Source organism: Achromobacter sp. FW305-C-13 (assembly GCF_058783475.1).
The window spans coordinates 2,015,734-2,042,084 of record NZ_JBYSYN010000001.1; the positions used below are offsets into that span (position 1 = coordinate 2,015,734).

At 64.0% G+C, this 26,351-nt stretch carries 24 protein-coding genes; 9 read left to right on the forward strand and 15 right to left on the reverse strand.

Annotated elements, in window-relative coordinates:
- Positions 1 to 26: 26 nt before the first annotated feature.
- From lpxD to rpsB, 11 genes are all read right to left on the reverse strand, one after another.
- Positions 27 to 1,124, reverse strand: a complete 1,098-nt coding sequence (lpxD, locus tag AC3WMU_RS09060) for a UDP-3-O-(3-hydroxymyristoyl)glucosamine N-acyltransferase (RefSeq protein WP_492282203.1) — start codon at positions 1,122 to 1,124, stop codon at positions 27 to 29.
- 17 nt (positions 1,125 to 1,141) lie between these two features.
- A complete protein-coding gene (locus AC3WMU_RS09065; protein WP_006223431.1) occupies positions 1,142 to 1,702 on the reverse strand; it encodes an OmpH/Skp family outer membrane protein in 561 nt (186 codons plus the stop codon).
- Positions 1,703 to 1,811: 109 nt separating this feature from the next.
- Positions 1,812 to 4,145: an outer membrane protein assembly factor BamA gene (gene bamA / locus AC3WMU_RS09070; RefSeq protein WP_006223433.1), complete on the reverse strand. Its 2,334-nt coding sequence runs from the start codon at positions 4,143 to 4,145 to the stop codon at positions 1,812 to 1,814.
- Between the two features lie 53 nt (positions 4,146 to 4,198).
- Positions 4,199 to 5,530, reverse strand: coding sequence for an RIP metalloprotease RseP (gene rseP, locus AC3WMU_RS09075; protein ID WP_454676736.1), 1,332 nt, complete (start codon positions 5,528 to 5,530; stop codon positions 4,199 to 4,201).
- 44 nt (positions 5,531 to 5,574) lie between these two features.
- A complete protein-coding gene (locus AC3WMU_RS09080; RefSeq protein ID WP_280028545.1) occupies positions 5,575 to 6,774 on the reverse strand; it encodes a 1-deoxy-D-xylulose-5-phosphate reductoisomerase in 1,200 nt (399 codons plus the stop codon).
- Positions 6,771 to 7,628, reverse strand: a complete 858-nt coding sequence (locus AC3WMU_RS09085) for a phosphatidate cytidylyltransferase (protein WP_006223437.1) — start codon at positions 7,626 to 7,628, stop codon at positions 6,771 to 6,773. The genes AC3WMU_RS09080 and AC3WMU_RS09085 overlap by 4 nt, the downstream gene beginning before the upstream one ends.
- A 52-nt stretch (positions 7,629 to 7,680) precedes the next feature.
- Entirely contained in the window at positions 7,681 to 8,445 is a 765-nt protein-coding gene (gene uppS / locus AC3WMU_RS09090; protein ID WP_006223438.1) for a polyprenyl diphosphate synthase, read from the reverse strand.
- 178 nt (positions 8,446 to 8,623) lie between these two features.
- Positions 8,624 to 9,184 (reverse strand): ribosome recycling factor, encoded by a 561-nt coding sequence (frr, locus tag AC3WMU_RS09095; protein WP_006223439.1) that lies wholly within the window; start codon positions 9,182 to 9,184, stop codon positions 8,624 to 8,626.
- A 15-nt stretch (positions 9,185 to 9,199) separates the two neighbouring features.
- Positions 9,200 to 9,916, reverse strand: a complete 717-nt coding sequence (pyrH, locus tag AC3WMU_RS09100) for a UMP kinase (RefSeq protein WP_006223440.1) — start codon at positions 9,914 to 9,916, stop codon at positions 9,200 to 9,202.
- Between the two features lie 180 nt (positions 9,917 to 10,096).
- On the reverse strand, positions 10,097 to 10,975 hold the full coding sequence (gene tsf / locus AC3WMU_RS09105; protein WP_006223441.1) for a translation elongation factor Ts: 879 nt from the start codon (positions 10,973 to 10,975) through the stop codon (positions 10,097 to 10,099).
- 179 nt (positions 10,976 to 11,154) lie between these two features.
- Positions 11,155 to 11,904, reverse strand: coding sequence for a 30S ribosomal protein S2 (rpsB, locus tag AC3WMU_RS09110; protein ID WP_006223442.1), 750 nt, complete (start codon positions 11,902 to 11,904; stop codon positions 11,155 to 11,157).
- An 816-nt stretch (positions 11,905 to 12,720) separates the two neighbouring features.
- On the opposite strand from rpsB, the gene map reads away from it, so the two are divergent.
- The 5 genes from map to AC3WMU_RS09135 all read left to right on the forward strand — a co-directional run bounded on the left by map (position 12,721) and on the right by AC3WMU_RS09135 (position 18,036).
- On the forward strand, positions 12,721 to 13,542 hold the full coding sequence (gene map / locus AC3WMU_RS09115) for a type I methionyl aminopeptidase (RefSeq protein ID WP_492282204.1): 822 nt from the start codon (positions 12,721 to 12,723) through the stop codon (positions 13,540 to 13,542).
- Between the two features lie 19 nt (positions 13,543 to 13,561).
- The gene (locus tag AC3WMU_RS09120) at positions 13,562 to 16,168 is read left to right on the forward strand and encodes a [protein-PII] uridylyltransferase (protein WP_006223444.1); all 2,607 of its coding nucleotides are present in this window, start codon (positions 13,562 to 13,564) and stop codon (positions 16,166 to 16,168) included.
- Between the two features lie 74 nt (positions 16,169 to 16,242).
- A complete protein-coding gene (locus AC3WMU_RS09125) occupies positions 16,243 to 16,956 on the forward strand; it encodes a MarC family protein (RefSeq protein WP_006223445.1) in 714 nt (237 codons plus the stop codon).
- Between the two features lie 57 nt (positions 16,957 to 17,013).
- A complete protein-coding gene (locus AC3WMU_RS09130; protein WP_454676732.1) occupies positions 17,014 to 17,499 on the forward strand; it encodes a disulfide bond formation protein B in 486 nt (161 codons plus the stop codon).
- A 24-nt stretch (positions 17,500 to 17,523) separates the two neighbouring features.
- A complete protein-coding gene (locus AC3WMU_RS09135; RefSeq protein ID WP_492282205.1) occupies positions 17,524 to 18,036 on the forward strand; it encodes a M48 metallopeptidase family protein in 513 nt (170 codons plus the stop codon).
- A gap of 64 nt (positions 18,037 to 18,100) precedes the next feature.
- Here AC3WMU_RS09135 and purF read toward each other — a convergent pair whose 3' ends face one another.
- From purF to folC, 4 genes are all read right to left on the reverse strand, one after another.
- Positions 18,101 to 19,621 carry an amidophosphoribosyltransferase gene (gene purF / locus AC3WMU_RS09140; protein ID WP_006223448.1) on the reverse strand — a complete coding sequence of 507 codons (1,521 nt, stop codon included), beginning with the start codon at positions 19,619 to 19,621 and terminating at the stop codon, positions 18,101 to 18,103.
- Positions 19,622 to 19,651: 30 nt separating this feature from the next.
- Positions 19,652 to 20,140 carry a CvpA family protein gene (locus AC3WMU_RS09145; RefSeq protein ID WP_492282206.1) on the reverse strand — a complete coding sequence of 163 codons (489 nt, stop codon included), beginning with the start codon at positions 20,138 to 20,140 and terminating at the stop codon, positions 19,652 to 19,654.
- Entirely contained in the window at positions 20,140 to 20,958 is an 819-nt protein-coding gene (locus AC3WMU_RS09150) for an SPOR domain-containing protein (RefSeq protein WP_006223450.1), read from the reverse strand. Before AC3WMU_RS09150 ends, AC3WMU_RS09145 begins: the two co-directional genes overlap by 1 nt.
- A 63-nt stretch (positions 20,959 to 21,021) precedes the next feature.
- Positions 21,022 to 22,332, reverse strand: coding sequence for a bifunctional tetrahydrofolate synthase/dihydrofolate synthase (gene folC, locus AC3WMU_RS09155; RefSeq protein WP_424626023.1), 1,311 nt, complete (start codon positions 22,330 to 22,332; stop codon positions 21,022 to 21,024).
- A gap of 164 nt (positions 22,333 to 22,496) precedes the next feature.
- On the opposite strand from folC, the gene AC3WMU_RS09160 reads away from it, so the two are divergent.
- From AC3WMU_RS09160 to AC3WMU_RS09175, 4 genes are all read left to right on the forward strand, one after another.
- Positions 22,497 to 22,913: a cupin domain-containing protein gene (locus AC3WMU_RS09160; RefSeq protein ID WP_035212692.1), complete on the forward strand. Its 417-nt coding sequence runs from the start codon at positions 22,497 to 22,499 to the stop codon at positions 22,911 to 22,913.
- Positions 22,914 to 22,976: 63 nt separating this feature from the next.
- Positions 22,977 to 23,948, forward strand: coding sequence for a Bug family tripartite tricarboxylate transporter substrate binding protein (locus tag AC3WMU_RS09165; RefSeq protein WP_424626024.1), 972 nt, complete (start codon positions 22,977 to 22,979; stop codon positions 23,946 to 23,948).
- Positions 23,945 to 25,180 (forward strand): CaiB/BaiF CoA transferase family protein, encoded by a 1,236-nt coding sequence (locus tag AC3WMU_RS09170; RefSeq protein ID WP_006223454.1) that lies wholly within the window; start codon positions 23,945 to 23,947, stop codon positions 25,178 to 25,180. Before AC3WMU_RS09165 ends, AC3WMU_RS09170 begins: the two co-directional genes overlap by 4 nt.
- Positions 25,180 to 26,346: an acyl-CoA dehydrogenase family protein gene (locus tag AC3WMU_RS09175; protein WP_006223455.1), complete on the forward strand. Its 1,167-nt coding sequence runs from the start codon at positions 25,180 to 25,182 to the stop codon at positions 26,344 to 26,346. Before AC3WMU_RS09170 ends, AC3WMU_RS09175 begins: the two co-directional genes overlap by 1 nt.
- Positions 26,347 to 26,351 lie beyond the last annotated feature (5 nt).

Below are 26,351 nucleotides of genomic sequence, written 5' to 3' on the forward strand. Positions count from 1 at the left end.
GCACGCCAGGGCGGCAACCGCGCGCCCTAGTCTTTTTCCAGCGTCCGCACGCGGCGGCGCAGTTGCGCCAACTGTTGTATCACGGCTGCGTTGCGCTGCCATTCGCCATGTTCCGCATACGGGAACACCCCGGTATAGCGGCCAGGCTTCGAAATGCTGGACGTCACCGCAGTGCCACCCGATATGTGGACGTCGTCAGTCAAAACCAGGTGGCCCGACAGCATCGCCGCGCCGCCGATGGTGCAGCGTTCGCCGATGGTGGTCGAACCCGCGATCCCGACGCACGCCGCCACAGCGGTATGCGCGCCGATGCGCACGTTGTGCGCCACCATGATCTGGTTGTCCAGCTTGACGCCGTCCGCCACCAAGGTGTCGTCCAGCGCGCCGCGGTCGATCGTGGTGTTGGCCCCGATTTCAACGTCGGCGCCGACCGTCACTCCGCCCAGCTGGGGAATCTTGCCCCAGGCGCCCTTGCCCAGCGAGGGGTCCGGCGCGAAGCCGAATCCGTCCGCGCCCAGCACGGCGCCACTGTGGATGATCGCCCGCGCGCCCACCTTCACGCCTTCGTACAGCGTGACGTGCGCATGCAGCCGGCTTCCCGGCCCGACAGACGATCCGGCGCCGATGACGCAACCCGGCCCCAATACCGTATCGCGGCCGATGCGCGCACCGGATTCCACGACACAATTGGGGCCGATACGCACGCCTTCCTCGATCACCGCGTCGGGCGCGACGACTGCCGATGGGTGCGTGGCGGCAGGCTCCGCAGGCCGCCGGGCGGCATCGAACCACTGCGCCACACGCGCGTAAAGCAGATAGGGATGTTTGCAGACGACCAGCGCGAACGGCGGCCGGGCAGCCCCTTCGGCTTCCAGGGCCTCGGCGACCTCGGCGGAGACGATGACCGCCCCTGCCTTCGTCGAGCCGAGCTGGCTCTGGTAGCGGGGGTTCGCCAGGAAAGCGATTTCCTGACTGCCTGCCGAAGACAGGGTCCCGATGCCGCAGACCCGCAAGGGGTCCGCGCCGGGGGCCGTGCTGATACGCCAGTCCATGCCCTGGGTATTGGCAGCGCTCAACAGTGCTTCAAGCGTCGGCGCGCGGGCAAGATCCAGTAAAACCGGCATAACTCGACGGGTACTGCTTACTTGCCCAGGCTCTGAATCACCTTGTCGGTGATGTCGATGCGCGGGTTGACCGTCACGGCGTCCTGGATGATCAGGTCGTAGCTTTCTTGCTCGGCGATGCGCTTGATGGCCTCGTTGGCCTTCGTCACGATGCCCGAGAATTCTTCATTGCGGCGGCGATTGAAGTCTTCCTGGAATTCGCGGCGCTTGCGCTGCAGGTCGGTATCCAGGTTCGACAGTTCACGCTGACGCTTGACGCGGTCCGACTCCGACAGGACAGGTGCGTCCTTGTCGAACTTTTCGGCTTGCGAACGCAGGCTGTTGTTCAGGCGCTGGAGTTCGTCGTCGCGCTTCTTGAATTCAGCTTCGATCTTGCTTTGCGCCGTCTTCGCCGGGCCCGACTCACGCAGGATCCGCTCGGTATTGACGAAGCCGATCTTGGTGTTTTGAGCTTGTGCGGGAATCGCAGCAGCCGAACCGAGAATGAGCGCACCCACCAGGGCAATGGAGCCGCCCAGCTTGCCACGGCGCTTGGCACCCGGCGTCTTCGATGATTTAAGTGCGAAATCAGACATCATGAAAATCTCACCTTCCAGTAAGGCAAAGCCAAAGTATGTATTGTGCCACTAAACAGCAAGGGAGCCGGGCCGGTAGGCCCCTCCCTTGTTTTCAAGCGTAACGGCGCGCTTAGAAACCTGTCCCGATCTGGAACTGGAAGCTTTGCTTGTCGTCACCCGCCTTGGAATTGAGCGGACGAGCGTAGGACAGCTGCAGCGGACCCATCGGCGACTGCCACGACAAGCCCACGCCGGCCGAGAAGCGCCAGCCGCAAGGATCTTCGACCTCGGTATTGTTACGTCCGCGGGTGCAGCTCAAACCGCTGCCCGCCGCCACCTGACCCGCGTCGCTGAAGATAAACCAGCGCAGCGTGCGGTCCTTCGAGGCGCCCGGGAACGGCAGGTACAACTGCGCGTTGGCAATCACGCGGCGCGTACCGCCCAGATAATCGCCCGTGAGCGTATCGCGCGGACCCAGCGACGAACCTTCGTAGCCGCGAACGGTGCCGATACCGCCGGCATACACGTTCTTGATGATCGGGTAGTTCTTGCTGCCGTAGCTGCGGCCCCAATCCACCATGCCGTTAAGCGCCAGGGTGTAGGAACCGCCCAGCGGCACAAAGTACTGTTGCTGGCCGGTCAGCATGGTGTATTGCAGGTCGACCGTGGACACGTCCGCCTTCAGGCGCGTATACGAACCCTTGGTCGGCGCCAGCGCGCTGTCACGCGTGTCGTTGGACCACCCCGTGCTGAAGATCACCGAGTTCGTCGAATCACCGTACTGGCCGACGAAGTCCTTGTAGGCCTGCGGCGAATTCGTGAACAGGTCGATCTGGTTGTGTTCGAAGTTCGCGCCCAGGAAGATACGGTCGTATTCCGAAATCGGAATGCCGAAGTTCATGCCCAGGCCGATCGCCTTGACGCGGTAATCACCGTCGTTGTTGTTCCAGGGTTCGGTCACGCGGTAATACGCGGACGTCGTGCGGCTGATGCCGTCCTTGGTCCAGTACGGATCGGTGTGCGACAGCACGATCGCGCGGTTCGTCTTGCTGGTGTTCAACTGCAGCGTCAGGTTGGTGCCGCTGCCGAAGACGTTGTCTTCGCTGATACCGGCCGACAGAATCGCCTTTTCGGACGAGCCGTAGCCCACGCCCAGGTTGATCATGCCGGTGGGCTTTTCCTTCACGTCGACGTTGACGTCGACCTGGTCGGGCGAGCCCGGGACCGGATCGGTCTTGACGTTGACGTCGCTGAAGTAGCCCAGGCGATCGACGCGGTCGCGCGAGGTCTTGATGTCCTTGGCGTCGTACCAGGCCGCTTCCTGCTGGCGCATTTCACGGCGCACGACTTCATCGCGCGTACGGGTGTTGCCGCCGATCTGGATCCGGCGCACATAAACGCGGCGGCTCGGGTCGACGTAGAACGTCAGATCGGCTTCGTGCTTGGCACGGTCCAGCTGCGGGTTCGGGTTGACGTTGGCGAACGCGTAACCCAGCTCGCCCAGGTAGTCGGTGATGGCCTTGGCCGAATCGTTGGCCTTGGCAGCCGAGAACGTTTCATTCGGCTTGGTCTGCACCAGCGCGTTGATTTCCTTGTCCAGGCCCAGCAGATTGCCGGCCAGTTTCACGCTGCGGACCTTGTAGGGTTCGCCTTCGTGAACGGTGATCGTGATGTTGATGTCCTTGCGGTCCGGCGAGATCGTGACCTGCGGCGGCTCGACCGAGAATTCCAGGTAGCCTTGGTCCAGGTAGAACGAGCGCAGGCGTTCCAGATCGCCCTCGAGCTTTTCGCGCGAGTACTTGTCTGTGTCGGTGTACCAGGTCAGCCAGCCCGGCGTCGTCAGCTTGAACTCGTCCAGCAGATCGCTTTCCGAGAAGGCTTTATTGCCGACGAAGCGGATTTGCTGAATGCGCGCCACGGAGCCTTCGAACACGTCGAAGCTCACGCCCACGCGATTACGCGGCAGCGGGGTCACGGTGGAGGTCACTTCGACGCCGTACTTGCCCTTGGACAGGTACTGCTGCTTCAGTTCGTATTCCGCACGTTCAAGCATCGAGCGGTCGAAAATGCGGCCCTCGGCGAATCCCACCTGGCCCAGCGAGGTGGTGATGGCCTTGGAATCGAATTCGCGCATGCCGTTGAAGTTGACGGAGGCGATCGTCGGGCGTTCCTGCACGACCACAACGACCACGTTGTTGTCCGTCTGGATCTGCACGTCGGTGAAGAAACCCGTGCCGTACAGGCGGCGGATCGCTTCGGTCGCTTCTTCTTCCGTGAACTTCTCGCCGACCTTGACGGGCAGATAGCCGAACACCGTGCCGGCGTCAGTCCGTTGAATACCCTCTACGCGGATATCCCGCACGACAAAAGGGTCGAAGGCTTGGGCCATGGCCGGCAGCAGCAATGCGGCGATCAGACCCGGCAGTACACCCTTTTTGTGATGAAACATCCGGCGAAAAGACATCCTTGAGTATCCTCGGTCGTGCAAATGGCGGGGGATTTTATGCTAAATCGCGTTTAAGTGAACAAACGCGTGAAATCGTTGAACAGCGCAAGCCCCATAAGGCCTGCCAATAAACCTATGCCGGCGCGCTGTCCGATATCGATCCACCTCGCTGGCGGCGGGCTACCCCGCACAATTTCGACGAGATAGTACAGCAGATGGCCACCATCCAGCATAGGAATGGGGAGCAAATTTAGTACGCCCAGACTGATACTGATCAACGCGATATAGGCGATATACGCAACAATGCCGATTCTGGCGGTCTGGCCGGCGTAATCCGCGATCGTGACGGGGCCGCTGACGTTGCGCCATGACACGTCGCCCGTCACCATGCGGCCCATCATGCGCAACGAGAACCAGGCGGTGTCCCACGTGCGGACGGCACCGCGCCACACGCTTTCGAAAATGCCGTAGCGCACGGTGACCATCGGAATATCGCCACCGAGCTGCACCCCCAGGCGGCCGATTTCCTGGCCGTTGACCAATTCAGGGCGCGGGGTGACGTTGAGCGAGATATTGGCGCCGTCGCGCACCAGGGTCAGCGACAGCGTCTTGCCGGCGCTTTCCTGGATCTGCTTGACCAATGCGCCGGTGTCCGGCGTGGGCTGGCCGTTGACCGCGATGACGAGGTCGCCCTGGCGCAGGCCTGCCGCCTGCCCTTCCCCACCGTCGTTGACGGCGCGCACGGCAGGCTTGGGCTGGGCCAGACGGATGCCGGCCGCAGCCAACGGATCGCCGCCGGCCGGGTCCATTGCGTTGGCGGGTAGATTCAGTTCACGCTGCTGGACGGCGCCAGCCGGCGTCGTGACCTCGATCTGGGCGCGGCCGCCCGTGGCCATGACATCCATCAGGCGCCAGCGGGCATCCGACCAGGAGCTGACTTCCTGGCCGTCGATTGCCAGGATGCGGTCGCCGGGCAGCAGGCCGGCCCGGGCAGCCGGCGTGTCCACCGCGGGTTGAGCGATGATGGCTTGCGGTTCATCCGTGCCGGCCATGTTCAGGCCGGCATACAGGAAGACCGCAAGGATCAGGTTGAAAATGGGACCCGCGGCGACGATGGCGATACGCTTGCCGACGGACTTGTTGTTGAAGGCGCTGGCCACCTCGGCGGCCGAGGCGCCCGGAGGGGGATCGTCCTGCATCTTGACGTAGCCGCCCAGCGGCAAGGCGGAAACCGCCCACTCCGTGCCGTGGCGATCCGTGCGGCGCAAGATGACCTTGCCGAAGCCCACCGAAAAACGCAGCACTTTCACCCCGCACAGGCGGGCTACCCAGTAATGTCCCAGCTCATGGAAGATGATCAGGGAGCCAAGCGCAACCGCAAAGGCCAGCAGGGTGAAAAGCATCGGGATCGGGATCTAGAAAATCTGAAAGCAAGCGCGGCCGGCCATCAGGCCAGCCCCAGGTTACCTGCGAAGCGGCGCGCGTCGGAATCCAGCGCAAGCACATCGTCAAGACTATTGAGCGTAACAGATGCCTGCCGCGCCTGCCACTCCAGGGAGGCCTCGATCACTCGGGGAATCCAGGTATAGGCAAGCCGTCCGCCCAAAAACGCCTCGACGGCGACCTCGTTGGCGGCATTGAGCGCAACGCAGGCCGCCTGCCCCGCCCGCAATGCGGCGAACGACAGCGCCAGGCACGGGAAGCGGGCCAGATCGGGTTTTTCGAAGTCCAGGCGGCCCAGTCGGGTCAGGTCCAACGGCCCCACGCCGCTATCGAGCCGCTCGGGAAATCCCAGCCCGTAGGCAATGGGCGTGCGCATGTCGGGCTGGCCCATTTGAGCCAGGATGGATCCGTCGCTGTACTCCACCATCGAATGCACGACGCTTTGGGGATGCACTACGACCTCGATGCGGTCGGCCGGCATGGCAAAGAGCCAATGCGCCTCGATCACTTCCAGGCCCTTGTTCAGCATGGTGGCCGAATCGACCGAAATCTTGCGTCCCATGCTCCAGTTGGGATGGGCACACGCCTGGTCCGGGGTCACCTCGTGCAGGTCTTCCAGGTCATGATTCCGGAAGGGGCCGCCCGAGGCCGTGAGCAGCAGTCTCCGAACGCCGGGAGCCGGCGCGTCGGGCGCACCTGCCCGCCCGCCATGCGGCATGCACTGGAAGATGGCGTTATGTTCGCTGTCGATAGGCAGCAATTCTGCGCCGTTGTCGCGTATTGCCTGCATGAAGAGCGAGCCAGCGGCGACCAGCGCCTCTTTGTTGGCCAACAGCACACGCTTACCCGTGCGGGCGGCGGCCAGCGCCGCTGGCAGGCCGGCAGCACCGACGATGGCAGCCATGACCGAATCGCATTGCGGGTCGGCGGCAGTGTCGGCAAGCGCTTGGGCGCCCACGCGAATTTCAGGCATAGCCTGGGATCCAGCCCAAGCAGCCACAAACCGCTTGCGGGCAGCTTCGTCGGGCACCACCACGACGGCGGCGCGGCTGGCCTCAGCCTGCTCTGCCAGGCGTTCCATGCGGCTGTACGCGGACAGCGCGTAAACCGCCAGCCGTTCGGGATGGCGGGCAATCACATCCAGCGTGCTCTCACCGATCGAACCAGTCGACCCCAGCACGACGACGCGTTGAAAAGCCGTCAAAACAACACTCCAGACAAAAGTAGCGCGAACGGCGCGACGGGAAGAATCGCGTCGATACGGTCATAGACCCCGCCATGGCCGGGCAGCAGCGTACTGGAATCCTTGCGGCCGGCCCGGCGCTTGAGCAGCGACTCGAACAGGTCCCCCACAATGGACAGCACGCCAAGGAGCGCGGCGATCGGCAAGGCTAGCCAGAAGCTCCAGCGCTCGACCAAGGCAGCGCCGAACGAACCCGACCACAAGCTGGACAGACCAATCCAGACCACGGCGCCCAGCACACCCGCGATGGCGCCTTCGATGGTCTTGCCCGGACTGACTCGCGGAGCCAGTTTACGCTTGCCGAAGGCGCGACCGGCAAAATAGGCAGCGATGTCCGCAACCCAGACCAGGGCCAGGAGCGATACGACGAAGCCCGCACCGCGCGCCATGAACATCTGCGCCAGCACCGCCCACGCCGCAAATGCCGCCGGCACCGAAAACACCGACCAGCCGAGGCTGGCGGGCGCCGCGTCCGAGCGCCCGCGGACCACCGCGGTCACGCCGCCGAACAGCCACACGGCGGCCACGGCGGGCACCACGTAGTACAGCACCCAGGCAGGATCACTCACACCGGTTCCGTCGCCGGTCAGCCAGGCGGAAGTCAGCGCCAGCATGCCGGCAAACAGCAGCACGGCGACGCCGACAGAGATCAGGGGGGACGGGGGTTGCGGCAACGTCAGGCGCAGCCACTCCCAATTGGCGCACGCGGCAGCCAGGGCGAGCAAGGCGACGAACCACCAGGGATTGGCGCTGATCATCGCGGCGGCCAGAATGGCCAACAGAATGACGGCGGTAACGATACGCTGGCCCAACATATGACGGTCTCCTCGTGTGCTGCTTTGGAAAGACGCGCTGGTCGCCGTCTGCTTATTGCGCGCCGTTTTCGCTGACTTGCGCGCTGGTGCGGCCAAAGCGCCGTTCGCGGGTGCGATACCAGTCAAAAGCCGCCTGCAGCTCCGCGGCGCCGAAATCCGGCCAATAGCGATCCGTGAAGTAGAACTCCGCGTAGGCCATCTGCCAGATCAGGAAATTGGAAATACGCTGCTCACCGCCGGTGCGGATGAACAGGTCGGGCTCGGGCGCCCAGGACATGGACAGGTGCTTGGCCAAGCGCTCTTCGTCCACCAGCTCGGGGCGGGTGGCAAGCGCCGGCTCGGCCGCCAGCATGGCGCGGGTGGCCTGCAGGATGTCCCAGCGGCCACCGTAGTTGGCAGCCACCGTCAGGTGCAGACGGTCATTGTGAGCCGTGCGGGCCTGGGCCGCGACGATGAGCTCCCGCAAGCGAGGCTCGAACGCGCTCAGGTCGCCGATCACATGCAGGCGCACGCCCTGCTCTTCGAGCTTGCCGATCTCCCGCTCCAGCGCCTGCACGAACAGGCGCATCAGCAGCGACACTTCTTCGGCGGGCCGGCGCCAGTTCTCGGAACTGAACGCGAACAAGGTCAGGTAGCGCACGCCGGCGCGGCCGCAGGCCTCGACGACGCGGCGCACCGCCTGCACGCCCTTGGCGTGTCCGGCCGTGCGGGGAAGCAACCGACGCGTCGCCCACCGGCCATTGCCATCCATGATGATGGCGACATGCTCGGGGATGTCGCGAGTATCGGGAACCGCCTGGGTCGAACTGGTTGCCATGGATCGGAAAATGCGCGGTAGACCGGCGAAATCAAAAATGCGGGAGAAAAACCTGCGCCGTCGTTCCATCGCTGCTGCATAACGGTGCTGCGGGGCAATGGAAAGGACGGCGCATAGGCAAGAAATCCTGACGCCGGAGCCAAACGGTCAAGCTGCTTGGCTCCAGGGCGATCCAGAATTATACGGTCATGATTTCCGCTTCTTTCTGGACGACCATCTTGTCGATGTCGGCCACGGCGCGATCGGTCAGCTTTTGGACATCGTCCTGCGAACGACGCTCGTCGTCCTCGGAGATTTCCTTGTCCTTGACCAGTTTCTTCAATGCTTCGTTTGCTTCGCGGCGCAGGTTGCGCACGGCGATCTTGGCATCTTCGCCTTCGCTGCGCACGACCTTGGTCAGGTCGCGGCGGCGCTCTTCCGTCAGGGCCGGCATCGGCACGCGGATGGTGTCGCCCATCGAGATCGGGTTCAGGCCCAGATCCGATTCGCGGATGGCCTTTTCGATCGGGCCAGACATTTGCTTTTCGTAGGGCTGCACGCTCAGGGTGCGGGCGTCCACGAGGTTCACGTTGGCGACCTGCCCGACCGGAACCGGCGAACCGTAATACTCGACCTGCACGTGATCCAGGATGCCGGTATGGGCGCGGCCCGTACGGATCTTGCCCAAGTTGATCTTGAGGGTATCAAGCGACTTGGACATCCTGTCTTCGGCGGATTTGCGAATTTCTGCGGCGCTCATGGAATTTCCTTTTCTTTAAACGTGTACCAACGTGCCTTCGTCTTCGCCGCTGACGACTCGCTTGAGCGCGCCGGACTTATTGATCGAAAACACTTTGATCGGCAGTTTCTGGTCACGGCACAGCGCGAACGCGGTGGCGTCCATGACTTCCAGACGGCGAACGATCGCTTCATCGAAGCTGATGCGCGCATAACGCGTAGCGGTGGGATCCTTGTTGGGATCCGCGCTATAGATGCCGTCCACTTTGGTGGCCTTCAACACGATCTCAGCGCCGATTTCAGCACCGCGCAGGGCGGCGGCCGTATCGGTGGTGAAGAAGGGGTTGCCGGTACCCGCGGCGAAGATGACTACCTTGCCCTCTTCGAGGTAACGCAAGGCCTTCGGGCGGATGTAGGGCTCAACGACCTGATCGATGTTCAGGGCGGATTGTACGCGGGTGTCGATACCCTTGTGCTTGAGCGCGTCTTGCAGCGCCAGCGCGTTCATGATGGTGGCCATCATGCCCATGTAGTCGGCGGTGGCGCGGTCCATGCCCTGCGCACCCGGGGCGACGCCACGGAAAATATTACCTCCGCCGATGACGATGGCCAGTTCGACGCCCGTGGCGGCGACCTCAGCGATCTCATCGGTCATGCGGACGATGGTGGCGCGATTGATGCCAAATGCATCATCGCCCATCAGCGCCTCGCCGGAAAGTTTGAGAAGAACCCGTTTGTATGCTCTGCTGCTCATAGGTGATATCCCGAAGAACAATCCGACGAAAGTGTAAGACAAGAATGGGGGAGACCCCCAACACCGCACCCGCTACTCGGGTTTGCTGCCCCTCGGCGACCTGCGCTTTGGGACGGCCTGCGGCGAAAAAGGCCGGACTAGAATTTAATCTAGTGCCGGCCTTTAAGCACTACCCCGAGGTCAGGCTGCGCCGGCGGCGGCTGCGGCAACCTCAGCGGCGAAGTCGCTGGTCTTCTTCTCGATACCTTCGCCGACAACGAACAGCACGAACTTGCTGATCGAAGCGCCCTTTTCCTTCAGGTGCTGCTCGACCGTGTGCTTGTCGCTCTTGACGAACGGCTGCGACAACAGGGTCACTTCCTTCAGGAACTTGGCAACCGAACCTTCAACCATCTTGGCGACGATTTCGGCGGGCTTGCCCGACTCGGCGGCCTTCTGTTCGGCCACCGAGCGCTCGGCGGCGATGTCGGCCGGGTTCACGCCGTCGGCGTTCAGGGCCTTGGGCTTGGTGGCGGCGATGTGCATCGCCAGGTCCTTGCCCACTTCTTCGGCGCCGGTGTATTCCACCAGCACACCGATCTTGCCGCCGTGCACGTAGCTGGCCAGCGAGTTCGGGGTCTGGATGCGCTCGAAGCGGCGGATCGAGATGTTCTCGCCGATCTTGCCGATCAGGGCGGTGCGGGTCGTTTCAACCGTGCTGTCGCCAAACGGCAGTGCCGACAGAGCGGCCACGTCGGCCGGGTTCTGCGTGGCGACCAATTCAGCCAGCTTGTTCACGAAGCCAACGAAGTCGTCGTTCTTGGCGACGAAGTCGGTTTCGCAGTTGATTTCGATCACGGCGCCTTGCTTGGCGTCGGCGGAGATGAACAGACCGATCAGGCCCTCGGCGGTGACGCGGGCAGCAGCCTTGCTGGCCTTGTTGCCCAGCTTGACGCGCAGGATTTCCTCGGCGCGAACCAGGTCGCCTTCGGCTTCCGTCAGGGCCTTCTTGCACTCCATCATGGGCGCGTCGGTCTTCTCGCGCAGTTCCTTGACCAGGGCAGCGGTAATTTCAGCCATGTTTGCTCCAATTTTGCTAAGACACGCCCCGGCTCGCCGGGGCAGTGATTTGATTCGATGGGACGCCCGCGATTACGGGTTCGGAAGATGGGAGCCCACCTTCGCAGTGCCGGCGAGGCGGGAGCGGACCTTGTTCAGAGCCGCTCCCAGACACTAACCGCCGGACATGACAGCAGGCTTTAGGCCTGGTTGTCCTGCACTTCGACGAACTCTTCCTGACCTTCACCCTGCTCTTCGACCAGACCGTTCAGGTTCTGTTCGCGGCCTTCCAGCACGGCGTCGGCGATGCCCTTGGCGTACAGCGCGATGGCCTTGGCCGAGTCATCGTTGCCGGGGATGACGTAGTCGATGCCGTCGGGCGAGTGGTTGGTGTCAACCACGGCGACCACGGGGATGCCCAGGGTCTTGGCTTCAGCGATGGCGATCTTGTGGTAGCCGACGTCGATGACGAACATGGCATCGGGCAAGCCGTTCATGTCCTTGATGCCGCCGATCGACTTGTTCAGCTTGTCCAGTTCGCGTTGGAACAGCAGACCTTCCTTCTTGATCATGCGCTCAGCGCCGCCGTCGGCGACGATGACTTCCATGTCCTTCAGGCGCTTGACCGAGGTCTTGACCGTCTTGAAGTTGGTCAGCATGCCGCCGAGCCAGCGGGCGTCGACGTAGGGCATGCCGCAACGGGCAGCTTCGGAAGCAACCAGGTCGCGTGCAGCGCGCTTGGTGCCGACGAACAGGATGTTGCCGCCGCGAGCAGCCAGCTGCTTCACGAACTTGGTGGCTTCCTGGTACTTATCAACCGTCTTTTCCAGGTTGATGATGTGAATCTTGTTACGGTGACCGAAGATGTACTGAGCCATCTTGGGGTTCCAGTAACGGGTTTGGTGACCAAAGTGGACACCCGCTTCCAGCATTTCGCGCATCAAAGACATGTAATTCTCCAAGGGTTGATTTCTTGCGCCGCACCTGCATCAGCATCTGGCTGACACCCTGGGTGGTGTTGCGCGCGATTTCCCGCAACACGCGGGATGGACAAAATTTTAACCGGGCCGACCGATCACTGCCGCAATAAACAAACTACGCTGCCGCGATAAACCCAGACGGCCGTCACGACGAGAGCCTTGCACCGCACACCTGCCTGGCGCTGACCCGGACACTCCAGGAGATTCCTGGAAGTTTCCGGCGGTTTCCCGCTCAGCGCACCCCGGACTTGTTTTGTTGGCAGCGAAATCCAGCTCTTCGCGCATCAGCTCAACGCCAACCCGCGCATCAGACCATCGGGGCATTTCTTAAAAAAACCCGAAGGTTTTCAAGAACTTAATCCGACGTCCATACCGAACCTGCATCGCCGCTCTAAAACGTGGCCAGGTTTGCAAGTACGCCGTGCCCCGGCTTCGATACAGCCCTTTTACCCGCCTGTCCCATGACCGACGCCGCCCCACCCAACCCTTTCAGAACCTGACAACTTGCCCGATTTCGCTCCACAACCTTCGCTTGCGGTGAAACTTCAGGGCTTGTTGCCGATCACACGTCAGGATCGTTTGGGCCAACTGCGGCCTTGAGAAAGCGGCTTCAAAAGCCTAACCTTCCGCCGGGATCGACTCTTGCCGTTACCCGATTTACAACTATCGGCAGTGACTGGCATTGCTACCCCGCCACAGCCGAGCTTCCCCCAAAATTTTAGGGAAGCCTATAATTCTACTATTCTTTCAAGCAGACATTCAAGCGAGAGATCGTCAAGTTACTTCATGGGCACAATTACCAACCCGGCCGACCTGGCCAAGATGCGCGCCGCCTGCCAGGACGCCGCCAAAGTCCTCGATTTCATCACCCCCTACGTGAAGCCGGGTGTAACAACCGGGGAGCTGGACCGTCTTTGCCTGGAATACCTGACTGACGTCCTGAAAGTGAAGTCCGCCACCGTGGGCTACGCCCCGCCCGGCTACCCCCCCTTCACGGGCGCCATCTGTACGTCCGTGAATCACCAGGTCTGCCACGGCATTCCCGGCGACAAGGTGCTGAAGAACGGCGATTCGCTGAACATCGACGTCACCATCATCAAGGACGGCTGGTTTGGCGACACGAGCCGCATGTACGCCGTGGGCGAGCAATCCATCCTGTCGCGCCGCCTGACCGACATCACTTTTGAGTGCATGTGGAAAGGCATCCAGCAGGTGAAAAACGGGGCCACATTGGGCGATGTGGGTAACGCGATTCAGAAGCACGCCGAATCGAACGGTTTTTCCGTGGTGCGCGAGTTCTGCGGGCACGGCATCGGCCAGCGTTTCCATGAAGATCCCCAAGTGTTGCATTACGGCAAACCCGGCACGGGAGTGAAATTGGTGACGGGCATGCTGTTCACCATTGAACCCATGATCAACGCCGGCCGCCGCGAGATCCGCCAGTTGTCCGACGGCTGGACGGTTGTCACCCGCGATCACAGCCTGTCGGCGCAATGGGAGCATGCTGTCTGCGTGACTGACACCGGTTACGAAGTCCTGACCCTGTCGCCCGGCATGCCGCCCCCGCCTGCTTTCATTACCGAGCCCATCGTCATTCCCGCCGTCTGAGGCCCTGCCGCCCGCCGCCATGACTGCCGAAATCCTGAGTTCCCTGCGTGAACGCATCCAGCAATCCCGGCGGGCCGCGGTGGCCCAGTTCCGGGAACACGAACGGCCGGACACTTTGTTGTCCGAGCTGCGCCGCATCGTGGATGCCGCCCTGCGCGACCTGGTCAAGCATTGCCCGCTGCCAGCGGGCGCCACGCTGGCGGCCGTGGGCGGCTATGGCCGCGGCGAACTCTTTCCGCATTCCGACGTCGACCTGCTCATCCTGCTGCCGCACGTCCCGACACGTGAAGACGAATCCGCCATCGAACGACTGGTGGCGTCGTTGTGGGACCTGGGCCTGGAGCCCGGCCACAGCGTGCGGACCATCGAAGACTGCGAACGCGAGGCCGACGCCGACATCACGGTGGAAACCGCACTGCTGGAATCGCGCTGGCTGGCCGGCAGCCGCTCTCTGATGAAGAAGTTCGACGCCGCGACCAAATCCCGGCTGGACCCGCGCGCCTTTTTCCGCGCCAAGCGCGTGGAGATGCAGCAACGGCACGCCCGCTATCACGACACGCCCTATGCGTTGGAGCCGAACTGCAAAGAGTCGCCGGGGGGCTTGCGCGACCTGCAGGTCATCCTGTGGATGGCGCGCGCGGCGGGCTTCGGCGACAGCTGGCGGTCGGTGGCCCAGGCGGGCCTGCTGACCTCGTCAGAGGCACGCGACCTGCGCAAGGCCGAACAGGCTTTCAAGCGCCTGCGCATCGAACTGCACCTGCTGTCGAACCGCCGCGAAGACCGCGTGCTGTTCGACCTGCAGCCAGCGCTGGCCGAGGTCTATGGCATTCATGCCACCGCCACGCGGCGCGGCAGCGAATTGCTGATGCAGCGCTACTACTGGGCGGCGCGCCTGGTCACGCAGTTGAACGGCATCCTGGTACAGAACATCGAAGAACGCCTGTTCCCGCGCCCCGACAGCGATGCGCGCGACATCGACGATGATTTTCGCAATCTGCGCGACCGCCTGGACATCATTCGGGACGACGGTTTCGAACGCAATCCCACACTGCTGCTGCGCGCCTTCCTGGTGATGCAGCAGCACCCTGAGCTCACAGGCATGTCGGCCCGCACGCTGCGGGCCATCTGGCATTCGCGCCACCGCATCGACGCGCAGTTCCGCCGCAACCCGGTCAACCGCAAGCTGTTCCTGCAGATCCTGCAGCAGCCGCGCGGCATCGTGCACGAATTGCGGCGCATGACCATGCTGAACATCCTGCCGCGCTACCTACCGGTGTTCCGCCGCATCGTGGGCCAGATGCAGCACGACCTGTTCCATGCCTATACGGTGGACCAGCACACTCTGGCGGTCGTGCGCAACCTGCGCCGCTTCACGATGCCCGAGCACGCTCAGGAATATCCCCTGGCCAGTCAGTTGATCGCGGGCCTGGACCGGCACTGGGTGCTGTATGTGGCGGCGCTGTTCCATGACATCGCCAAGGGCCGCGGCGGCGATCACTCCGAGCTTGGCGCTCGCGAAGTGCGCAAGTTTGCGCAAGACCATGGCATGGATCCCGAGGACGCCAAGCTGGCGGAGTTCCTGGTGCGCCAGCATCTGCTGATGTCGGCCGTCGCGCAAAAGCGCGACCTGTCGGACCCGGCCGTGGTGCAGGAATTTGCCGCCACCGTCAAAGACGAACGCCATCTGACGGCGCTTTACCTGCTGACGGTAGCCGACATCCGCGGCACCAGCCCCAAAGTCTGGAACGCCTGGAAGGGCAAGCTGCTGGAAGACCTGTACAAGCTGACGCTGGCAGCCCTGGGCGGCGCCCATGCCGACGCCCATACCGTGCTGACGGAACGCAAGGAAGAAGCCGCCCGCCTGACCCGGCTGGTCGGCTTGCGCGACGATGCCCGCGAGGCCTTCTGGAACCAGCTGGACGTGGCCTATTTCCTGCGTCACGACGCCTCGGACATCGCCTGGCACACGCGCCACCTGTATCACCAGGTCGCGCCCGCGCAGGCAGTCGTCAAGGCCCGCCCGACCGAGCAAGGGGAAGGCCTGCAGATCATGGTCTATACCCGCGACGCGCCCGATCTGTTCGTGGCTATTTGCGGCTATTTCGACGCCAAGAGCCTATCCATTCAGGACGCGCGGATCCACACCACGCGGCACGGCTGGGCGTTGGACAGCTTCATCGTACTGCTGCCGGAAGGCGCCAGCGACCTGCGCGCGCAAGCCACGCTGGTCGAGCATGAATTGGCGGAACGCCTGAAAGACCCGCACGCGGCCGCCCAGACGCAGCCCAGCCGCGGCGGCTATTTCGGCCGCAGCCGGCAATCCCGGGTATCCCGGGTGTTTCCCGTCATGCCGCAAGCCGAATTGCAGCCCGACGAGCGCAGCACCTCGTGGCGCCTGTCAGTCACCGCGACTGACCGCCCCGGCCTGCTGCACGCGCTGGCGCGCGTGTTTGCCCAGCACGAGGTCAACCTGCTGATGGCCAAGATCATGACCTTGGGCGACCGCGTGGAGGACGTGTTCATTGTGGACGGCTCGGCGCTGGCGCGCCCCCGCAGCCAGATGCAGTTCGAACGCGACGTCCTGGACGCGCTGGCCGGCGAAGAGGCGCAGCAGCGCGTCGCCTGATCGCGCCGCAAGGCATCGCCAGACCACCCCGGACCGCATACAATCCGGGTTTTCGGCCAGGCGACGCCCGCTCCATGCAGCTCAATGACTATTTGCGCGTTTTCGGTGGCAGCTTTTTCTTCGCGCTGGCCACGCTCCTGCCCTTTTTGAACCCGCCGGCCATCGCGCCGATCTTCCTGTCGCTGACGGAAGGCGCCTCATCCTCCACGCGGATGGTGCTGGCCAAGCGGGTGGCGATCAACGTTTGCCTGATGCTGATCGTGGCCATGGTGGCCGGCAACGTGCTGCTGAGCTTCTTTGGCATTTCGCTATCCATCGTGCGCGTCGGCGGCGGGATGCTGGTGATTGCCAGCGCCTGGCGACTGGTGAACTCCCCTGACGCCGATACCGAACGCGTGGCGCGCATGGCCGAATCCTTTACCCCGGAAATGGCCAAGGCCCGCGCCTTCTATCCGCTGACCTTCCCCATCAGTTGCGGCCCCGGCTCGATCGCCGCGGCCATCACCGTGGGCGTTTCGCTGCGCGACCAGAACCACGTGCTAAGCCTGGTACGGCTGGGTGGCTCGATTCCGGGCATCATCGCCGTGTCGCTGACGCTCTATATCTGCCTGCGCTTTGCCGCCCAGATGCTGCACCGCCTGGGCGACAACGGCACCGCCGTGTTCATGCGGCTGTCCGCATTCATCATGCTGTGCCTGGGCGTACAGATCTTCTGGGAAGGCGCGCGCGACCTGATGCTTGGCGTGCTGACGCAAGTCATGCAACCAATTCCGATTCCCAAGGCCTAAGCCCTGAGCCTGGCTGGACATGGATCCCGCCCCGACCAACCCGAATCCGCAACAACAATGACTACTCGTTCTGAACGCCTGCTTCGCCTGATCGCCTTATTCTGCTTCGGCGCGGTGGGCGTGGCCCTCGTCTCCCAGCACGTCTTCGACATGCCGCCCTGCGCCTGGTGCGTCATGCAGCGCCTGATTTACCTGGTGATCGGCGTAATCGCCCTGATCGGCGGCTTCGGCGGCGGGCGGGCGTTGACGCGCATCGCCGCGGCGCTGGCGGCCTTGCTGTCCGTTGGTGGCGTGGCCGCGGCCTGGTATCAATACAGCGTCGCCGCCAACATGCTGTCCTGCGACCAGACCTTTGCCGACCGCTTCATGACCGGCATCGGCCTGGAAGGCGCGATTCCCTGGCTGTTCGGCATCTTCGCCACCTGCATGGACGCCAAGGTGCCGGTGCTGGGTATCGAGTACGCCCTGTGGAGCCTGGCGCTGTTCGTGATCCTGTTCTTCACGGCGCTGCCTGTCGTCTTCGGGCGCAGCCGCTCCCAGTAAGCGGCGCGCCTCGCGCAGATCATTTTGAAATACCTGACCGGCTACCCGGAAACCCTGCTGCTCCAGGCCCAGAAACTGCTAGACCAAGGCAAACTGGGCGCCGCACTGCTGTCGCGCTACCCGGATGGTCCCCATGCCATACGCACCGACCGCGCGCTGTATGAGTACGTGACGGACTTGAAGAACACCTATATGCGCAATGGCGACCTGATCAACAAGGTTGCCTACGACAGCAAGATCCACGTGATCCAGCATGCGCTGGGGCAGCACACGTACATTTCGCGGGTGCAAGGCGGCAAGCTGCGCGCCAAGCACGAGATCCGCGTGGCGACGCTGTTCAAGACGGTGCCTACCGAGTTCCTGAAGATGATCACGGTGCATGAGCTGGCGCACCTGAAAGAGAAGGACCACAACAAGGCCTTCTACAACATGTGCCTGCGGATGGAACCGCACTACCACCAATACGAATTCGACCTGCGCCTGTATCTGACGCATCTGGAGGCGACGCGGGAAACCCTCTGGGAGGCGAAGGGGTAAACGGCCTGGCGAAAAAAATGCCGTCCCTAGGGACGGCATTTTCAATCAGCCTGACAGTAACGGATCAGGCGTCGTTAGCGGCGTAACCCATATTGAACTGCAGGCCGCTGGCGCCTTCGTCCTGGCCCGGCTCCGCGCGCGACTGGCCCAGGCGGGCCAGGTATTCGGCGGTAATGTCGCCGGTGACATATTCACCGTCGAAGCACGAGGCTTCGAAACGCGACATCTTGGGGTTCAGGTCACGCACCGATTGCTGCATGTCTGCCAAGTCCTGGTAGATCAGCGAGTCGGCGCCGATGGCGCGGGCGATTTCCTCGTCGGAGCGGCCGGTGGCGATCAGTTCCGACTGCGTGGGCATGTCGATGCCGTACACGTTGGGGAAGCGGACCGGAGGCGCAGCCGAGGCGAAATACACCTTGTTGGCGCCGGCGGCGCGCGCCATGTCGACGATTTCGCGGCTGGTCGTGCCGCGGACGATGGAATCATCGACCAGCAGCACGTTCTTGCCCTTGAATTCCATGCCGATGGCATTGAGCTTCTGGCGCACGGACTTACGGCGCACGGCCTGGCCCGGCATGATGAACGTACGGCCCACGTAGCGGTTCTTGATGAGCCCTTCGCGGTAGTCCAGGTTCAGGCGGGCAGCCAATTGCATGGCGGCAGGACGCGATGAATCCGGGATCGGCATGACGACGTCGATATCGCCCAGGCGCATGTTGCGCGCAACCTTGTCGGCCAGGTATTCGCCCATGCGCAGGCGGGCGTCGTAGACCGACACGCCATCGATCAGCGAATCCGGACGCGCAAAGTACACGTATTCGAAAATGCAAGGCACCAGTTGCGGATTGTCAGCGCACTGGCGGCTGACGAAGCGGCCGTCCAGGTCGATGAACACGGCTTCGCCCGGATCGACATCGCGCACGAAGACGAAACCGCTGCCTTCCAGCGCCACGGATTCCGACGCCACCATCCATTCGGTGCCTTCGTCGGTTTCCATGCGGCCGATACACAACGGACGGATGCCGTTGGGGTCGCGGAAGGCCAGCAGGCCGTAGCCGGAAATCTGCGCCACGACGGCGTAGGCGCCACGCACGCGCTTGTGCACGGCCGACACCGCGCGGAAGATGGCGTCGTCATCAAGCGACACGCCATTGGCCGATGATTGCAGCTCGTGCGCCAGCACGTTCAGCAGCACTTCGGAATCCGAGTTGGTGTTGATGTGTCGGCGATCGACCCGATAGAGCGATTCGCGCAGTTCGCGCCAGTTGGTCAGGTTGCCGTTGTGGGCGAACATGATGCCGAACGGGGCGTTGACGTAGAACGGCTGGGCCTCTTCCTCGCTGGCGCTGGAGCCCGCGGTGGGATAGCGGACCTGGCCGACGCCAGACGTACCCGGCAGCGAGCGCATGTTGCGCGTACGGAAGACGTCGCGCACCAGGCCGTGAGCCTTGTACATATTGAATTGGTTGCCTTGCGACGTCGCGATGCCCGCGGCGTCCTGCCCGCGATGCTGCAACAACAGCAAGCTGTCATAGAGCAGCTGGTTGACCGGCCCGCGCCCGATGACCCCTACGATTCCACACATGGTGAGATTTCCTGGTTGATTTGAAGCTAATCAATACGGCAGCCATGTCGCCAAAGACGGCGGCAGCCACGTTTTGATATGTTTGATGGCCTCGATGGCCGAATGCGAAAACATGGCGTCCTTCCACCACGGCTCATGGGGCAGCGGCGTGTACCCGGCGGCGGCGACCAGCGCCAGGACGATCACCAGACCACGGGCCAGCCCGAACATGCCGCCCAGGCCGTGATCGGCGGGGCTGAGTCCGGTACTGCGGATCAAGGCGGAGAGCGTCATGTTGACCAAACCCACACCGAGCAGCACAAGGATGAACACCACGGCGTATGAGACTCCCATGCGCAGCAGCGTCGTTTCAATATAGGGCTCCAGCCACGTGTAGACCGTAGGGCCCCACCATATCGCGGCCACGAAGGCCAGCAGATAGGCGACCAGCGACAGCACCTCTTTGAGCAGGCCGCGCACCAGGCCCAGCACACCCGAGACCGCCAGGATGGCCAGCACGACGAAGTCGAAGCCGGTCACTATTGCGCGGCGATGAAACCATTGTCATAGCCCAAGGTGCGCAAACGCGCCTGGGCCGCCTGCGCCGCCTCGCGCGAAGGGAACGGCCCCACGCGCAGACGGTACTGCTGTTTGCCTCCGATGGAGGCTTGTTCCACAAATGCGTTGGTGACGCCCGCCTGATGCAGCTTGGTGCGGCGCGACTGGGCGTCTTCCGATGTCGTGTAGGCCGCGATCTGCAGGACGAAGTTGCCTTTGGCGGCGGCGGGCTTGGGCGCCGGGGCGGCGGCAGCCGGCGCGGAACGGCCTTCCAGCAGAGCCAGGGCGCGTGCGCCGTCGTCCGAACGCGTGTCGGGCTTGGGCGCCGTGGCCGGCTTCGGTTCCGGCTTGGGTTCAGGCTTCGGCTTGACTTCGGGCTTGGGCGGCGTAGCCGGCGGCGGCGTCACTTGCGCGGCCGGCGGGGTCGTCGGCGCAACGGCCACGGGCGGCACCGACGTGACGGGCGGCGGCGTCGGGACAGCGGCAGGATCCGTGGGGGCCGCACCCGGGGTGCCAGACTCCGGCGTGGCAGGCGCGGTGGCCTGCGGCTCGCTTACCTGCGGCTGGAACGGCGTATTGCGTTCCGGCACGCGGATGGGAATGTTGTCGGCAACCGGCACGGGCTGCGAATCAAGCACCATGGGAAGAATGATGACAGCCGCCAGCACCAGGGCGACGGCGCCTGCCAACCTGCGCCGCGCGCGGCCGCGCAGCTCCGCAGCCTGCACCTCGCTAGGCACTGCCGCCCGTTTGGAGGACTGCGCCTGATCGGCAGGATCTTTGCGTTTGAAAAAACCCATGGAAGAGAATTCCTTGCGGCGCCTTGCGGCAATATGGCGGCGGGCCGCCAAGACCCGATTTGCCTATGCCTTGCGACCCAGAGCCTGCAAAACCGAGGCCACGGTGAGAAACGACCCGAACACCACGATTCTATCATTCTCGCCCGCCCGTTCGCGCGCCGCAGCGTAGGCCTGCGCGGGATCCGCATAGGCCGCGATGCTGGGACTTTCGGCCCCGGCGGGCGACGGCGGTAGCGCCGCGGCTACCTGCTCGGCCAGCGCCTGGCCGGCGGTTCCGCGCGGCCCGGGCAGGCCGGCGCAATACCAGTGGTCGATACGGGTGCCCAACTTGGCCACCACGCCCGCCAAGTCCTTGTCGTTCAGCATGCCGAAGACCGCGTGGGTATACGGATGGAACCCCATGTTGTCCAGGTTCTGCGCCAACACGGCCGCAGCATGCGGATTGTGCGCCACGTCCAGGATCACCGAAGGCTGGCCCGGCAGGATCTGGAAACGGCCCGGCAGCGAGGCCTGCAGCAGGCCCAGCCGCACGGCCTGCTGTTGCACCGGGAGGCGGTCTCGCACGGATTCCAGCGCGGCCAGCGCGGCCGAGGCGTTCAGCAATTGATTGGCGCCGCGCAGGGCCGGATAGGCCAGCGCGCTGCGGCGCTGTTCACGGCCGCCGTACGCCCACTGCTGGCGATCGCCGGAATAGTTGTAATCGCGCCCGAACAGCCAGAGGTCGGCGCCGATCTGCTCGACGTGGTCCAGGAGCGATTGCGGCGGCACGGGGTCGCTGCAGATGGCGGGGCGGCCGGCGCGGTAGATATGGGCCTTTTCGAAGCCGATTTTTTCACGGGTGTCACCCAGCCAGTCGGTATGGTCGAGGTCGACGCTGGTGACGATGGAGCAATCGGCGTCCACGATGTTGACGGCGTCCAGGCGGCCACCCAGGCCCACTTCCAGCACGACGGCGTCCAGGCGCGATTGCGAGAACAGGCGCAGGATGGCCAGCGTGGTGAATTCGAAGTACGTCAGCGAGACCTCGCCGCGGGCGGCTTCCACGGCCTGGAACTGCTCGATCAGGGCAGCGTCGGAAGCGATCTGGCCATTGACGCGGGCACGTTCGTTGAAGTCGATCAGGTGCGGGGAGGTATACAGCCCGACCTTGTAGCCGGCCGCCAGCAAGATGGCTTCCAGCATGGCACAGGTGGAACCCTTGCCGTTGGTCCCGCCAACGACGAATTTCACGCCGGACAATTCCAGCCCCATGCGCGCAGCCACTTCGCGGACGCGGTCCAGGCCCATGTCGATCGCAGTGGCGTGGATGGACTCCAGGTACTGCAGCCAATTGGACAGGGTGGCGGAGGCGTCAGGCGGACGAACAGGGGACATGGCGGGGTCGCGAAGTGAGATCAGCCTTGGATTTTAGCAGTCCGCGCACGGTGTTTTCCCTAATCCCCTAGGGCGCGGCACGGTATCTCGGGCGAAAAAGCGCTTGCCGATGTTTTTTTCATACGTGAAAATAAATTTATGTATGAGAATTTAAATGGATGACCATGACGCAACCGAAAACCCCCAACTGGCTGGTCCGCGAGGCCGACGTTCCGGGCTACCACCCCGCCAACCACACCGGCACGCTCAATCGCCGGCTGATCAGCCCCGAGACGGTCGGTGCTCGCGGCGTGGAAGTTCTGCTAGGTGTCATCGACAAGGGCAAAGGCGCCCTGCCCCATGCCCACCCCGGCATCGAACAGGTCTGTTATCTGATTTCGGGCACGGCACGCGCCCAGGTGCAGGACGAATGGGCCGACATGGGCCCGGGGGACTGCTGCTATTTCCCGCCCGACATCCCGCACGTCTTCACCGTGACCAGCGACGAACCCGCCCGCCTGCTGGTGATCTACACGCCGCCTTATGAAGAATCCCCCGATCGCGTGATCCGCGATTTCCCGGCATCACCCCCTGCCGCCTGACGGCGCAGCGACAGGCAGCGGACAAAGAGCCGCGCTTGACCCCACAAAAACTGGAGACAAACCATGCGAAACCTGAGCCTGCTGGGCGCCGCGCTGATTGGCGCAGCGGCCGTGATGGCGGCCCCCGCCACCCGCGCCGCCGACTATCCCAACAAACCCATCACCCTGATCGTGCCTTTCCCGGCCGGTTCGGGCACCGACGCCGTCGGCCGGATATTCGGATCCGAACTGTCGGCCATCCTGGGCCAGCAGATCGTCGTCGAGAACAAACCCGGCGCCAACGCCACCATCGCAGCCAGCTACGTGGCGCGCGCCAAGCCTGACGGCTACACCCTTTTCGTCACCACCAACACGTCGCACTCGGCCGCCCCCTGGCTGATGAAGAACGTGCCCTACGATCCGGTCAAGGACTTCACCCCCATCGCGCGCGGCGGCAACCTGCCTTTCATCCTGGTCGCGAATCCGAAGCGCCCCTGGAAGAATGTCGCCGACCTGGTGGCGGACGCCAAGAAGAACCCGGGACGCATCACCTATGCCAGCGGCAACAGCACCGGCATCGTCGCTGGCGCCACGCTGGCCGACCGCGCCAAGATCGACATCCTGCACGTGCCTTACAAGGGCACGCCTCAAGGCCTGACCGATGTGGTCGGCGGGCAGGTGGACTTCATGTTCACCGACCTGGCTTCCGGCCTGCCCTTCGTGCAATCGGGCCAGTTGCGCGCGCTGGCCGTGTCCACCGCCGAACGCAGCGCCATCGTGCCGGACCTGCCGTCCATGGCTGAGTCCGGCGTGAAGGACTTCGACCTGAATTCCTGGAACGGCTACTTCGGCCCGGCCGGACTGCCGCCTGACGTCGTGGCCAAACTGAACGCCGCCATCAACCAGGTCGTGGCCAAACCGGAAGTGAAGAAGCGCCTGGCCGGCCTGGGCTTCGACGCCTTCTCCAGCACGCCCGAGGCGTTTGCGCAGTTCGTCAGCGAACAACGCGACCTGTGGGGCAAGCTGATCCGCGACGCGGGAATCGAACAGCAATGACGCAGCGCATCCCCTCTGAGACGACATCCGGCGCCGGCCCGCTGACCGGCGTGCGCATCCTGGACCTGAGTTCGGTCGTGATGGGCCCCTACGCCACGCAGATCCTGGCCGACCTGGGCGCCGACGTGATCAAGGTGGAACCGCCCTCGGGCGACAACATGCGGGCCGTCGGCCCCATGCGCAACCCCGGCATGGGCCACCTGTACCTGCACCTGAACCGCAACAAGCGGTCCATCGTGCTGGACCTGAAGACGCCCGAGGGCCTGGACGCCTGCCTGAAACTGGCCGAAAGCTGCGACGCCCTGCTCTACAACATCCGGCCGCAGGCGATGGCCCGCCTGGGCTTGTCGTATGAAGCGGTGGCCGCGCGCAACCCGCGCATCGTCTACCTGGGCGCCTACGGTTTCGGCGAGGCCGGCCCGTACGCCGGACGGCCCGCCTACGACGACCTGATCCAGGGCCAGACCGGCATCGCCGCGCTGTCGGCCCAGCAAAGCGGCGACGTGCCGCGTTATGCCCCGCTGACGCTGGCGGACCGTGCCGTGGGCCTGCACGTGGGCATTGCCCTGGTGTCGGCGGTGCTGCACGCCAGGACGACGGGACGCGGCCAACAGGTCGAGATCCCCATGTTCGAAGGCATGGCGCACCTGGTGCTGGGCGACCATCTGGGCGGCGCCACCTTCGAGCCGCCGCTGGGCCCGACCGGCTACGCGCGCCTGCTGGCGCCACATCGCCGGCCTTACGCCACAGCCGACGGCTACATCTGCCTGCTGATCTACAACGATAAGCACTGGCGCAACTTCTTCGGTCTGATCGGCCGGCCGGAGCTTGAGCAAGATCCTCGTTTCTGCACGCATGGGGCGCGGGCCGCGCATATCAGCGAGGTCTACGCCTTTGTGGCGGAGGTGATCAGCACGCGCCCGAGCCAGGCATGGCTGGACGATCTGGCGCGCGCGGACATCCCCGCGTCCCAGTTGTACACGGTGGACGGGCTGCTGCAGGACGAGCATCTGGCGGCCACCGGGTTCATCCGCGAAATGGACCACCCCTCCGAAGGCCGGATACGCACGACCGCTCCGCTAGGCCAATACCAGGGCACGCCCACGGCCCTGCGCCGGCACGCCCCCAGGCTGGGCGAACACAGCCGCGAAGTGCTGGAGCAAGCCGGCTATGACGCCGCCCGGATCGACGCCCTGGTCGACCGCGGCATTACCCAAGATGGAAATAACTGATGGACTTTGCCTTCACCCCCGATCAATTGGCGCTGCGTGACGCCGTTGCGCGCATTTGCGACCGTTACCCCGATGAATACTGGCTGGAACGCGACCGCGAAGGCGGCTTTCCCGAGCCGCTGCACGCCGACCTGGCGCGCGACGGCTGGCTGGGCATCGCCATGCCGCAGGAATACGGCGGCGCCGGACTGGGCATGACCGAAGCCGCACTGATGATGCAGACCATCGCGGCCTCTGGCGCGGGGTTTACCGGTGCGTCCGCCGTCCATATGAATATCTTCGGCCTGAACCCGGTCGTCGTGTTCGGCAGCGACGAGCAGCGTGCGCGATGGCTGGAGCCGCTGATCGCCGGCCGCGAGAAGGCCTGCTTCGCCGTGACCGAGCCGGACGCCGGGCTGGACACCACCAAGCTGTCCACGCGGGCCGTCCGCCAGGGCGACGAGTATGTGGTGCATGGCCGCAAGATCTGGATCTCGACGGCGCAGGTCGCCAACAAGATGCTGCTGCTGGCGCGCACCACGCCGCTGTCCGAGGTGGACAAGCCCACTCAGGGGCTGTCGCTGTTCTATACCGATCTGGACCGTGAGAAGATCGAAGTGCGGGAGATTGAGAAAATGGGCCGCAAGGCCGTGGACTCGAACATGCTGTTCATCGACGGTTTGCGCATTCCGGTGGCCGACCGCATCGGCGAGGAAGGCCGTGGCTTTGAATACATCCTGCATGGCCTGAACCCGGAACGCATCCTGATCGCCGCCGAAGCGGTGGGCATCGGCCGCGCCGCGCTGGACCGGGCGGTGAAGTACGCCGGCGAGCGCACCGTGTTCGGCCGCCCCATCGGACAGAACCAGGGCATCCAGCACCCGCTTGCCCAGGCCTGGATGCAGTTGGAGGCGGCCGACCTGATGGTATTCAAGGCCGCCAGCCTGTACGACGCGGGCCAGCCTTGCGGGCCCTACGCCAACACCGCCAAGTACCTGGCGGCCGAGGCCGGCTACAACGCTTGCCAGACCGCCGTGATGACGCTGGGCGGCATGGGCTACGCCAAGGAATACCACGTGGAGCGCTTGCTGCGCGAGAGCTTCATCCCGCGGATTGCACCGGTCAGCCCGCAGCTGATCATGTGCTTCATCGCGGAAAAGGTGCTGGGGCTGCCAAAGTCGTACTGACGCCG

What these genes read in the sequence shown, in the direction of transcription:
- tsf (WP_006223441.1), bottom strand. Translation starts at nt 10,975, where the DNA reads ATGGCTGAAATTACCGCTGCCCTGGTCAAGGAACTGCGCGAGAAGACC.
- folC (WP_424626023.1), bottom strand. Translation starts at nt 22,332, where the DNA reads ATGTCCCCTGTTCGTCCGCCTGACGCCTCCGCCACCCTGTCCAATTGG.
- rpsB (WP_006223442.1), bottom strand. Translation starts at nt 11,904, where the DNA reads ATGTCTTTGATGCGCGAAATGCTGGAAGCGGGTGTCCACTTTGGTCAC.
- AC3WMU_RS09085 (WP_006223437.1), bottom strand. Translation starts at nt 7,628, where the DNA reads ATGTTGGGCCAGCGTATCGTTACCGCCGTCATTCTGTTGGCCATTCTG.
- AC3WMU_RS09130 (WP_454676732.1), top strand. Translation starts at nt 17,014, where the DNA reads ATGACTACTCGTTCTGAACGCCTGCTTCGCCTGATCGCCTTATTCTGC.
- bamA (WP_006223433.1), bottom strand. Translation starts at nt 4,145, where the DNA reads ATGTCTTTTCGCCGGATGTTTCATCACAAAAAGGGTGTACTGCCGGGT.
- frr (WP_006223439.1), bottom strand. Translation starts at nt 9,184, where the DNA reads ATGAGCGCCGCAGAAATTCGCAAATCCGCCGAAGACAGGATGTCCAAG.
- AC3WMU_RS09175 (WP_006223455.1), top strand. Translation starts at nt 25,180, where the DNA reads ATGGACTTTGCCTTCACCCCCGATCAATTGGCGCTGCGTGACGCCGTT.
- AC3WMU_RS09150 (WP_006223450.1), bottom strand. Translation starts at nt 20,958, where the DNA reads ATGGGTTTTTTCAAACGCAAAGATCCTGCCGATCAGGCGCAGTCCTCC.
- map (WP_492282204.1), top strand. Translation starts at nt 12,721, where the DNA reads ATGGGCACAATTACCAACCCGGCCGACCTGGCCAAGATGCGCGCCGCC.
- AC3WMU_RS09165 (WP_424626024.1), top strand. Translation starts at nt 22,977, where the DNA reads ATGCGAAACCTGAGCCTGCTGGGCGCCGCGCTGATTGGCGCAGCGGCC.
- AC3WMU_RS09120 (WP_006223444.1), top strand. Translation starts at nt 13,562, where the DNA reads ATGACTGCCGAAATCCTGAGTTCCCTGCGTGAACGCATCCAGCAATCC.
- purF (WP_006223448.1), bottom strand. Translation starts at nt 19,621, where the DNA reads ATGTGTGGAATCGTAGGGGTCATCGGGCGCGGGCCGGTCAACCAGCTG.
- lpxD (WP_492282203.1), bottom strand. Translation starts at nt 1,124, where the DNA reads ATGCCGGTTTTACTGGATCTTGCCCGCGCGCCGACGCTTGAAGCACTG.
- AC3WMU_RS09160 (WP_035212692.1), top strand. Translation starts at nt 22,497, where the DNA reads ATGACGCAACCGAAAACCCCCAACTGGCTGGTCCGCGAGGCCGACGTT.
- rseP (WP_454676736.1), bottom strand. Translation starts at nt 5,530, where the DNA reads ATGCTTTTCACCCTGCTGGCCTTTGCGGTTGCGCTTGGCTCCCTGATC.
- AC3WMU_RS09170 (WP_006223454.1), top strand. Translation starts at nt 23,945, where the DNA reads ATGACGCAGCGCATCCCCTCTGAGACGACATCCGGCGCCGGCCCGCTG.
- AC3WMU_RS09125 (WP_006223445.1), top strand. Translation starts at nt 16,243, where the DNA reads ATGCAGCTCAATGACTATTTGCGCGTTTTCGGTGGCAGCTTTTTCTTC.
- pyrH (WP_006223440.1), bottom strand. Translation starts at nt 9,916, where the DNA reads ATGAGCAGCAGAGCATACAAACGGGTTCTTCTCAAACTTTCCGGCGAG.
- uppS (WP_006223438.1), bottom strand. Translation starts at nt 8,445, where the DNA reads ATGGCAACCAGTTCGACCCAGGCGGTTCCCGATACTCGCGACATCCCC.
- AC3WMU_RS09065 (WP_006223431.1), bottom strand. Translation starts at nt 1,702, where the DNA reads ATGATGTCTGATTTCGCACTTAAATCATCGAAGACGCCGGGTGCCAAG.